The organism is Streptomyces sp. SID10853 (assembly GCF_010548145.1).
Lineage (GTDB): Bacteria > Actinomycetota > Actinomycetes > Streptomycetales > Streptomycetaceae > Streptomyces.
Genome location: NZ_JAAGLN010000261.1, coordinates 1 through 9316 on the forward strand (window position 1 = coordinate 1; position 9316 = coordinate 9316).

Consider the following 9316-nt stretch of genomic DNA (forward strand, 5'->3'; position numbering starts at 1 on the left):
GCCCATCTCGCCGCGCTGCGCACCGCCGCAGCGGTCCTCGCCTCACGGGCCAGGCCCGAGGACGTCCCGCGCCGGAAGGCGGGCGGCGCCCGCCGGCGGAACGCCATCCGTACCGCCTGGGAGCTGCTGCCGGAGCTGGCCCCCGAGCTGACCGAGTGGAGCGCCCTCTTCGCCTCGGGCGCCGGCCGCAGGGCCAGGGCGGAAGCGGGCATACCGGGGGCGGCGGGCAGCCGTGACGCCGACGATCTGCTGCGCGACGCGGCCATGTTCCTGCGCCTGGTCGAGCGGCTGCTGGCCCTGCAGCCCGCACTGCCGCTGCTGCCCCGCCCCGGGACGGAGCGTCGCCACACGGGGTGACCAGGGGGACCTTCGAAGGCAATAGGGTGGGAGCCAGTCTTTGCTGTCTACGGCCCGCCGTCCGCGGCGGCACCGCGCCGAGGAGTCAACCGCCGTGTCGGACCAGCTGCGCCCCCGCGCCTCCCTTCGTACCGCCGTGGTGTGGGACGTACTGAAGGACGCCCTCGACCGCCGGGCCGAAGCGACCGGCCGGGCCGCCCTGGATGTGCTCGACACCGGCGGCGGCACCGGGAACTTCGCGGTGCCGGTCGCCCGCCTCGGCCACCGGGTCACCGTGGTCGACCCCAGCCCCAACGCGCTCTTCGGCCTGGAGCGCAGGGCCGCCGAGGCCGGCGTCGCCGACCAGGTGCACGGGGTGCAGGGCGATGTGCTCGGCCTGTTCGACGTGGTGGAGCGCGGCGGATACGACGCGGTGCTCTGCCACGGCGTCCTCGAATACGTGGAGGACCCGGCCGAGGGCATCAGGAACGCGGTGGACGCGCTCCGCCCCTCCGGCGCCCTCAGCCTGCTCGCGGCCGGGCTCGGCGGCGCCGTCCTGGCCCGGGCGCTCGCCGGGCACTTCACCGAAGCCAGGCAGGCGCTGACGGACCCGGCGGGACGCTGGGGCGAAGGCGACCCGGTCCCCAGGCGCTTCACCGCGGAACAGCTCACCGGGCTGGTCACCACGGCCGGTGTGGAGGTCGGTGCCGTGCACGGCGTACGGGTCTTCGCCGACCTCGTTCCCGGGGTCCTGGTCGACACCGAGCCGGGCGCGCTGGAGGCCCTGCTGAAGCTGGAAGCGGCCGCGGCGGAGCTGCCGGCCTTCCACTCGGTCGCCACCCAGTTGCACGTTCTGGGCAAGAAGCAGGGCTGATCAGCAGCGCAGTCGGCCATGGAGTGACACACAGGCCCCCCGTACGGGGGCTAGTCCCCGTATGATCGGGGTAACCATCCGGCATGACGGTGCGGCCGTCGGGGAATGCACGCCCCGGCAGCTGTGTCTGCATGGCGGCCCGGATGGTGAATTGGCGTAGAGGGCGGGTTTCACGGGGGCGAATCCCTGCCTATTCTGAAAGGGCCGCATCACGGTCGTACCCCGCGACCGACGAGTAGGAGGACTCCGTGCCGCTCTCGGAGCACGAGCAGCGCATGCTCGAGCAGATGGAGCGAGCGCTGTACGCCGAAGATCCCAAGTTCGCGACAGCGCTTGAGGGAAGCGGGCTGCGCAGGTATACCCGTCGCCGGGTGTACCAGGCGATCGCCGGCTTTCTGGTGGGTATCGCCCTCCTCATGGCGGGAATGGTCGCTCAGCAGATCTGGATCAGTGTGGTGGGGTTCCTCGTCATGCTCGGCTGCGCAGTGCTCGCCGTCACCGGATGGCGCAAAGCGCCCAAGCCCGGTGAACAGCAACAGGCCGGAGGCCCGGCCCCGGGCCGACAGGCCAGGAAACACCGTTCGGTGATGAACCGCATCGAGGAGCGGTGGCAGCGCCGCCGCGACGAACAGGGCCACTGAAGGGCCACTGACCGGACCGCCGGTCAGCGACAGACCAGTCTGAGGGGCGACCGCCCGAACGCGGTCGCCCCTCAGCCGTCGAACGCGGTCGCTCGCAGCCGTCCGGCCCGCGTCAGCAGCTCAGCCACACTGCTGTCCAGCCACGCTGCTGTTCAGCACCCTGCCGCTCAGCCGCTCAGCAGCTCAGCCGCTCAGCCGCGCTGGCGGGAGGGCCGTAGGTTCGCCGCCCACCGGTCGAGCCCCGCACGGCGACGGCGCCAGCGGTCCGCGGCCCGCTCCCGGCGGCGGGACACCTCCCACGCCACCCGTACGGACGAGCGGGGCGCCAGGACCGCACGGACCCGTGCCCCCCGGCCCACACCGGCCCGCAGCGCGGCCCTGATCAGCAGGACGTCATCGGTGAGACCGCCCGGCTCACCGGCGCTGGGCGCGTACAGCACCCGCTCCACCGCATGGGCGGCCCTGTGCACCGCGTCGGCCGCCGGGCCCGCCAGCCCACCGGCCCGCACGATCCGCTCGGCGGACTTGCGCGGGGTCAGCGAGTCGTCGGGCTGGATCCCGAAGTCCCAGGCCGAGTCGGTGATCTCCCGCCAGGCCGACAGCGTCCGTTCCGCGGCGTCCGCCGGTGTCCGTCCGCCGGAACCCAGCCGCCGGGCCCGCGCCCTGGTACGCCAGAGCAGTGGCAGCAGAAGCAGCAGCAGGACGACGATCAGCACCGCCACCCCCACGCCCAGCGCCGTGCCGTGACCGGTTCCCCGGTCGACCGGCGGTACGCCGCCGCCCTGTGCCGCAGCCCCGCACCCGCTGACCTTGTGCAGCTGCGGCGGGCAACTGGCCGTCGCGGACGGGGTCGCCTCGGGGCCGGCCGATGACGTGGAGTCCGGCTGCGCCGGAGTGGCAGGACCGTCGGACGAGTGGTCCGCCTGGGTGTACGAGGGCACGGAGCCACGGGTGGGAGTCGGCTCGAAGCGGGTCCAGCCCACGCCCTCGAAGTACAGCTCGGGCCAGGCATGGGCGTCACGCAGCCCGACCGACATGGTCCCGTCCGGCTGCGCGGTGCCCGGAGTGAAGCCCACCGCCACCCGGGCCGGGATGTGCAGCGTCCTGGCCATCGCCGCCATGGTGAAGGCGAAATGGACGCAGAAGCCCTGCTTCTCCTTCAGGAACCGCGCGATCGCGTCGATGCCGGTGCCCGACTGCACCTGGGTGTCGTAGGTGAAGCCACCATCGGAGGCGAACCAGTCCTGCAGTTCTACCGCCCGCTGGTAGTCGTTCGAAGCGCCCTTCGTCACCTGCTCCGCGGTGGACTTCACGACATCTGGCAGCGAACCCGGCACCTCCGTGTACTCCCGCAGCAGCGCGTCGGGCGGCGGCGGGGCCGAGGCCAGCTGCGCCGCCGTCGGCCGGACGGCCAGGCTGTCCACGCCGTACTGCACACCGCGCGTGGTCTGCCCCCGGTCGCCGACGAGCGTCCGCCCGGCCGGTTCGAAGCGCCAGCGGCCCTTGATGTCGACCTTCGTCGCCGGATAGGGGAGCGGCAGCCAGTTCTGCGCGTACCAGCCGGCCGCGGAGATGTTGGTCCGCACCTCGGTGGTGGCCACGTCCGAGCCGAGCCCGTCCGGCGTCGGCAGTTCCTTCGGAACGTCCTGGATGCGGCGCTCCGACGACTTCCACGCGGTGCCGTCGAACCGGTCGAGCGAGACGATCCGCAGATACATCCCGTCGGTGTCGACCGCGTTGGTGCGGTAGCGCATCACCTCGCGGTCGTCGGACTGGGTCAGGCTGTTCTGCAGTGAGACCAGCGGATTGACCGCGGAGATGGTCCCCCCGCCGCCCCCGGGCCCGGCGCCCCGCCCCGCCCCGAGCAGTCCGGTGTCCATCGCGGGCAGCGCGGCCGGGACCACCAGGGCGAACCCCAGCGCGACCACCCCGATACGCCGCCCCGCACGGACCGGGGCCGAAGGACTGCCCGCACCGCGCGCGGAACCATCGGTCCCGGGTCCGTGCGCCGAGCCGAAGACCCTTCCCCACTGGGAGAGCCGCTCCCTGCTCTCGGCCAGCAGAAGCAGCAGATAGCCGGCTGCGGCGAGCACGAACCAGAGCCATGCCGCGCTGCTCTGCGCGATACCGGCCGCCACCGAGTACAGCGCGAGCAGCGGCAGTCCGGCCGGCGCCGCACTGCGGAACGTCACCGCCAGCGTGTCCACCAGCAGCCCGATCAGCAGCACTCCGCCGAGCAGCATCAGCCGGATGTTCGCGGTCGTCGGCGCCGGTATCGAGTACTGCCCTATGTCGTCGGCGCCCGCCCGCAGCATCGCCCCGAAGTGCTCCACGGCCTCCGGGCCGGGCACGATACCGCCGAGCGCCTGGCCGCGCGCGAAGACCAGCGTGAGCATCAGCAGCGCGGTCACCGCCTGCGCCGCCACCGTCAGCGGCCGCGCCAGCGGAACCCGCCGGGCCAGCGCGCCCACCCCGCTCTGGACCGCCAGCAGCAGTGCGGTCTGAATGATCCAGGTGACCGGCTGGACCAGGGGCAGCAGCGCGCACGCGGCCAGCATCGTGGCCGCGTAGGCGCACAGCGCCAGTCTCGTCCGGCCGCTCATACCCGGCCCCCCGCGCCGGTCCCTGTCCCGCTGCCGGGCTGCGCCGCGCCGGTCCCAGTCGTGCCGGGCCGGGCCGGGCCGGACCCCACAGTGCCCGCCCCCGCTGTACCGGACCCCGTTGTGCGGGGCCCAGCCGTGCCGGTACCGCTGTCGGACCCCGCTGTGCCGGATCCCGTGCCGGCGCCGTTGTCCGTCGCCGCCGTGCCGCCGTGCCAGGACGCCGAGCCCGTACTGCTGTGCTGCTGTCCCGCCTGCCGCCACAGCTCACCGAGCGAAGCCCCGGGCCCCACCTCGAGCACGGTCCAGCCCGCGTCCCGCAGCAGCCGCAGCGCCCCGTCCCCGTGCCCGGCCGGGGCACCGCCGTACACCCAGGCATCGATGTTCAGTACGAAGGCGACGGCCGCCCCGCTGCGCTGCCGCATCCGGGCCGCCACCGCCGCCTGTGCCTCGTCCAGATCACCGAAGAAAGCCACCAGCAGCCCTTCGTTCCCGCCGCGCAGCACGTCGTACGAGCGGGAGAGGCCCGCTTCGTCGGAGTGCCCGACGACGGCGAGCGTGTCCATCATCAGCCCCGCCGAGTCGGCGGATCCCTGGGTGGCCCCCGCGAATCCGCCCGCCCCCTCGGCCGGCACCGAACTGCCGGTGTCCGTCAGCAGCCTTACCGAGAAGCCCCGTTCGAGTACGTGCACCAGCGCCGACGCCGCCCCCGACACGGCCCACTCGAAGGCCGAGTCGGGTCCCGCGCCCTGATAGGCGGTCCTGCGGGTGTCGAGCAGTACCGTGCAGCGGGCCCGCTGCGGCTGCTCCTCGCGGCGCACCATCAGTTCGCCGTAGCGGGCGGTGGAGCGCCAGTGCACCCGGCGCAGATCGTCCCCGTGCCGGTAGCCGCGCGGGATCACGTCGTCCTCACCGGCCAGCGCGAGCGAGCGCTGTCTGCCGTCCCCGTACCCGGCCGCCTCACCGGACAGCCGGACCGGTGGCAGCGGCTCGGTCCTGGGAATCACCGTCAGAGTGTCCGCGGCGCTGAACGACCTGGTCAGCTCGCACATCCCGAACGGGTCGGTGAGCCGCAGCTGGAGCGGCCCCAGCGGATAGCGCCCCCGCAGATCGGAGCGGACCCGGTACGACACCTCGCGCCGCCCGCCGGGCTCCACCCGGTCCAGGACGAAACGGGGCCGCGGCCCCAGCACGTACGGCACCCGGTCCTGGAGCATCAGCAGGCCCGTGGGCAGCCGCGAGACATTGTCCATCCGCAGATGGACGCGGGCCTCGGACCCGGCCGTCACCCGGGCGGGCGAGAGCTGTCTGACCGCCACGACGCGGTACCGCGTCCGGAACAGCAGGCCCGCGCACATCAGCGGCAGCACCGCGAGGAGCAGCCCCACCCGCAGCAGATCGCTCTGGCCCAGGACATACGCGCAGACCGCCGCCGCGACACCGGCCGCGATGAACGAGCGGCCGCGTGTGGTCAGCCCCGACAGGGCGGTCCGCAGCCCGCCCCCGTCCTCGTCGGCGGGCTGAGCACCCCCGGCGGCCATCACAGCCGCCGGGCGCCGGGCTGCCGGTTGTTGTACGCGGGAACGGGAGTCTGCTGGAGGATCTCCAGGACCACCTGCTCCGCGGTACGGCGGTTCAGCTGGGCCTGGGCCGTGGGCAGCAGCCGGTGCGCGAGCACCGCGACGGCCAGCGCCTGGACGTCGTCGGGCAGCGCGTACTCCCGGCCGCTCAGCGCGGCCGACGCCTTGGCCGCCCGCAGCAGATGCAGGGTGGCGCGCGGCGAAGCGCCGAGTCTGAGGTCCGGATGGCTGCGGGTGGCCGTCACCAGCTGCACCGCGTAACGCCGCACGGCGTCGGCGACATGCACCGTGCGCACCGCGTCGATGAGCTTGAGGATCTCGTGGGCGTGTGCCACCGGCTGGAGGTCGTCGAGCGGTGAGACACCGCCGTGCACATCGAGCATCTGGAGCTCGGCCTCGGGGCTGGGATAGCCGATGGAGACCCGCGCCATGAACCGGTCGCGCTGTGCCTCGGGGAGCGGATAGGTGCCCTCCATCTCCACCGGGTTCTGGGTGGCCACCACCATGAAGGGGCCGGGCAGCTCGTACGTCTTCCCGTCGATGGTGACCTGGCGCTCCTCCATCGATTCGAGCAGCGCCGACTGGGTCTTCGGGGAGGCACGGTTGATCTCGTCGCCGATCACGATCTGCGCGAAGATCGCCCCGGGCTTGAACTCGAAGTCGCGCCGCTGCTGGTCGAAGATCGAGACACCGGTGATGTCCGACGGCAGCAGGTCGGGTGTGAACTGGATGCGCCGCACCGAGCAGTCGATGGAGCGGGCCAGCGCCTTGGCCAGCATGGTCTTGCCCACGCCCGGCACGTCCTCGATGAGGAGATGCCCCTCGGCGAGCAGTACGGTCAGCGCGAGCCGTACGACCTCGGGCTTGCCCTCGATCACACCCTCGACCGACCCGCGGATGCGCTCCGCAGTGGTCGTCAGATCTGTGAGGCTCGCTCGATCGTCATAGGTCGTCACCCGGCCCTCCTCGGCCCTACTCCCGCGCTCCTGAGAAGCAGGGGATACCCCATTCACGGGCCGGCGCGCTCGTACACGGCCCGGCCCGACCCCGAACAGCTGACGCCCCGCCCGGAGGGATCCGGACGAGGTGCCGCCCCAGCATTGTCGTTGCCGTTACCGCTTCGTGTCACTCGCCTGTGGACAAGTGGGCGTGACATGTCGCAGGTTGCCGTGTTTTCGCCCTGCTCCGAGGGGGCCGGAGGCCCGGACGGGAACCAGGGGATTCACTCCTGAGGGCTCTCCCCGGCCGGGTCGATCTCCCGCAGGAGGCCCGCCCGTACGTCGAAGACGAAACCCCGCACGTCGTCGGTGTGCAGCAGGAACGGCGAGGTCCGTACGCGCTGCATCGACTGGCGTACGTCCTGGTCGACGTCGCGGAATGACTCCACCGCCCACGGCGGACGCTGCCCGACCTCTTCCTCCAGCTCGACCCGGAAGTCCTCGGTGAGGCTCTCCAGACCGCAGGTGGTGTGGTGGATCAGGACCACGCTCCTGGTGCCCAGGGCGCGCTGGCTGATGGTCAGGGACCGGATGACGTCGTCGGTGACCACACCGCCCGCGTTGCGGATCGTGTGGCAGTCGCCGAGTTCGAGCCCGAGGGCGTCGTGCAGGTCGAGCCGGGCGTCCATGCACGCGACCACGGCCACGTGGAGTACCGGGCGGGCGTCCATGCCCGGGTCCTCGAACGCCCCGGCGTACTGCCGGTTGGCCTCGATGAGCCGGTCGGTGACCGTTCCGCCGGCGGGCACGGTGAGGTCGGGGCGGGGCTGGGTGGGCTCCGCGGGAGAGTGCGCAGCAGTCGACATGCGTATGACGGTAGCGGCCGTTGATCGCGCGGTCCTGCCAAGGGGGCGGAAATGGCGCGTCAACACGGGCGTCTGTGACCTAATCCACAGCGGTGGTGACCGTACTCCGTTCGGATGAAACGCAGAGCCCGCGGCGCGCTGGGCGGTTGATTGACCGGGGGGACGAGTGGACTAAAGTGGCGCGAAGTGGGAGGCGTGAGCGTCGTCACGTGCTGCACGGGCGCACTCCTCACTGTCACTCACCGCAGACACACCTGCTTGACGGACACATCCCGCACACCCGCGCATGCGCGGCGTACGTACGGCTCGGCCCTCTCCCGCTCGCCGGCCGGCCGACGCCCTTCCCGGCGCCGGCGGACCGTCCCCTTCCGAGCGGGCGGGGACCCGGCAGTACGTCCGGCCGCGCCTTACCTGAGAGGGCGCATGAGCCAGTCCCGACATGTCCCGGTGATGCTCCAGCGATGCCTGGATCTGTTGGCCCCGGCCCTTGCACAGCCCGGTGCGGTCGTCGTCGACTGCACCCTCGGCCTCGGCGGCCACAGCGAGGCGCTGCTCTCGACCTTCCCGGCGGCCAGGCTGATCGCGCTCGACCGGGACAAGGAAGCCCTGCGGCTCTCGGGCGAGCGGCTCGCGTCCTTCGGCGACCGGGCCACCCTGGTCCACGCGGTCTACGACGAACTGCCCGAGGTCCTGGACCGGCTGGAGGTCCCGCGCGTGCAGGGCGTCCTCTTCGACCTCGGTGTCTCGTCGATGCAGCTGGACGAGGCGGACCGCGGTTTCGCGTACGCCCAGGACGCCCCGCTCGACATGCGGATGGACCAGACGACCGGCATGAGCGCGGCCGAGGTGCTCAACACCTACCCGCCCGGCGAACTGGTCCGGATCCTGCGGGCGTACGGCGAGGAGAAGCAGGCCAAGCGCATCGTCTCCGCCGTCGTACGGGAGCGGGAGAAGGAACCCTTCACCAACAGCGCCCGGCTGGTCGAGCTGATCCGCGACTCACTGCCGCAGGCCGCCAAGCGCACCGGCGGCAACCCCGCCAAGCGCACCTTCCAGGCCCTGCGCATCGAGGTCAACGGCGAACTCGCCGTGCTGGAGCGGGCCGTCCCGGCCGCGGTGAAGTCCCTCGCGGTGGGCGGGCGCATCGCCGTCCTCTCGTACCACTCGCTGGAGGACCGGCTGGTCAAGCAGGTCTTCGCGGCGGGCGCGGCCAACACGGCGCCGGCCGGTCTGCCCGTGGTGCCCGAGCGCTACCAGCCGCGGCTCAAGCTCCTCACCCGCGGTGCGGAACTCCCTGCGGAGGAGGAGGTCGCGGACAACAGGCGCGCGGCACCCGCCCGGCTGCGGGGTGCGCAGCGCATCCGCGAGGAGGCTCTGTGAGCAAGCCGCCCCGACAGCTGAAGGGCCGGGCCGCGCGCCTCGCCGCGCTGCTGCCCGCCGGGCCCGGCCGGGCGGCCAGGATGCCCTTCGTGCTGCTGGTC

The 9316-nt window shown here is 72.6% G+C and carries 8 protein-coding genes; 4 read left to right on the forward strand and 4 right to left on the reverse strand.

The annotated features are described in order from the left end of the window. The 3 genes from G3I19_RS31110 to G3I19_RS31120 form a co-directional block, all read left to right on the forward strand. Positions 1-357 (forward strand): SAV_6107 family HEPN domain-containing protein (locus tag G3I19_RS31110; RefSeq protein ID WP_164267063.1); only part of this gene is annotated, 357 nt, incomplete at its 5' end. 94 nt (positions 358-451) lie between these two features. Further along, entirely contained in the window at positions 452-1210 is a 759-nt protein-coding gene (locus G3I19_RS31115) for a methyltransferase (protein ID WP_164267064.1), read from the forward strand. 248 nt (positions 1211-1458) lie between these two features. Beyond that, a complete protein-coding gene (locus tag G3I19_RS31120) occupies positions 1459-1851 on the forward strand; it encodes a DUF3040 domain-containing protein (protein ID WP_164267065.1) in 393 nt (130 codons plus the stop codon). Between the two features lie 191 nt (positions 1852-2042). Here the strand turns inward: G3I19_RS31120 and G3I19_RS31125 are convergent, their stop codons facing one another. The 4 genes from G3I19_RS31125 to G3I19_RS31140 all read right to left on the reverse strand — a co-directional run bounded on the left by G3I19_RS31125 (position 2043) and on the right by G3I19_RS31140 (position 7835). Further along, positions 2043-4454 (reverse strand): DUF3488 and transglutaminase-like domain-containing protein, encoded by a 2412-nt coding sequence (locus G3I19_RS31125; RefSeq protein WP_164267066.1) that lies wholly within the window; start codon positions 4452-4454, stop codon positions 2043-2045. Further along, on the reverse strand, positions 4451-5992 hold the full coding sequence (locus tag G3I19_RS31130) for a DUF58 domain-containing protein (protein ID WP_164267067.1): 1542 nt from the start codon (positions 5990-5992) through the stop codon (positions 4451-4453). The genes G3I19_RS31125 and G3I19_RS31130 overlap by 4 nt, the downstream gene beginning before the upstream one ends. Continuing rightward, entirely contained in the window at positions 5992-6987 is a 996-nt protein-coding gene (locus tag G3I19_RS31135) for a MoxR family ATPase (protein WP_164267068.1), read from the reverse strand. Before G3I19_RS31135 ends, G3I19_RS31130 begins: the two co-directional genes overlap by 1 nt. A gap of 266 nt (positions 6988-7253) precedes the next feature. Then, complete coding sequence (locus G3I19_RS31140) at positions 7254-7835, reverse strand: carbonic anhydrase (protein WP_164267069.1); 582 nt, start codon at positions 7833-7835, stop codon at positions 7254-7256. Positions 7836-8258: 423 nt separating this feature from the next. Between G3I19_RS31140 and rsmH the strand changes: the two genes are divergently transcribed. After that, entirely contained in the window at positions 8259-9215 is a 957-nt protein-coding gene (gene rsmH / locus G3I19_RS31145) for a 16S rRNA (cytosine(1402)-N(4))-methyltransferase RsmH (RefSeq protein ID WP_164267070.1), read from the forward strand. Positions 9216-9316 lie beyond the last annotated feature (101 nt).

Excerpts from the sequence above, each read along its gene's own strand:
- G3I19_RS31125 (WP_164267066.1), bottom strand. The coding sequence starts at position 4,454 with ATGAGCGGCCGGACGAGACTGGCGCTGTGCGCCTACGCGGCCACGATG.
- G3I19_RS31130 (WP_164267067.1), bottom strand. The coding sequence starts at position 5,992 with ATGGCCGCCGGGGGTGCTCAGCCCGCCGACGAGGACGGGGGCGGGCTG.
- G3I19_RS31140 (WP_164267069.1), bottom strand. The coding sequence starts at position 7,835 with ATGTCGACTGCTGCGCACTCTCCCGCGGAGCCCACCCAGCCCCGCCCC.
- rsmH (WP_164267070.1), top strand. The coding sequence starts at position 8,259 with ATGAGCCAGTCCCGACATGTCCCGGTGATGCTCCAGCGATGCCTGGAT.